Here is a 659-nt window from a genome sequence, read left to right as displayed (position 1 = left end):
TGGAGGAGATCACCGCGGCAATAAAGCCCATCCCCATCGTTGCTGCGAACAGCCCTTGATCGGCAACGGCCTGGATGGCATCAGCTAACACATTCGTAAGACCCGCATTTCTTAGACCATATACGACAACATACATACCGATGGAAAAGAAAACAATCGCCCAAGGTGCTCCCTTCACCACTTCCATTGCAGGTACAGCTGGACTTCTCCTTGCCATAAGCAGGAAAAAGATTGCGATAACCCCGGCTACAACAGACACTGGGATATTCAGGAACTCACTCACGAAGTACCCTGCCAGCAGAACTGCTAATACCCACCAGGATAGCTTGAACATCTTCTTATCTTTGATAGCTTCCGCCGGATTTTTCAGCTGGGAGCTGTCAAAGTTTCTGGAAATGCTTTTGCGGAAGAAGAAATAAAGCACGAGAATACTTGCCCCTAAGGAGAATAAGGTAGGCATTAACATCCGTCCGGCATATTCCATAAAGGTTAATCCGAAAAAGTCAGCCGATACGATATTCACCAGATTGCTTACAACCAGGGGCAAAGACGTAGTATCTGCTATAAACCCGCTAGCAATGATGAACGGAAAAACCTTTTTCTCATCAAAATTCAGCGCACGGACCATAGCCAGCACAATTGGTGTTAGAATGAGCGCT

Annotated in this window: 1 protein-coding gene; it reads right to left on the bottom strand. The window is 46.7% G+C overall.

The annotated features are described in order from the left end of the window. On the bottom strand, nucleotides 1–659 hold a 659-nt coding region (locus tag C162_RS31135), incomplete at both ends, for an ArsB/NhaD family transporter (RefSeq protein ID WP_036701512.1).

The organism is Paenibacillus sp. FSL R7-269 (genome assembly GCF_000517865.1).
Taxonomy (GTDB): domain Bacteria; phylum Bacillota; class Bacilli; order Paenibacillales; family Paenibacillaceae; genus Paenibacillus_AQ.
This window is presented reverse-complemented; position numbering and strand designations above follow the sequence as displayed.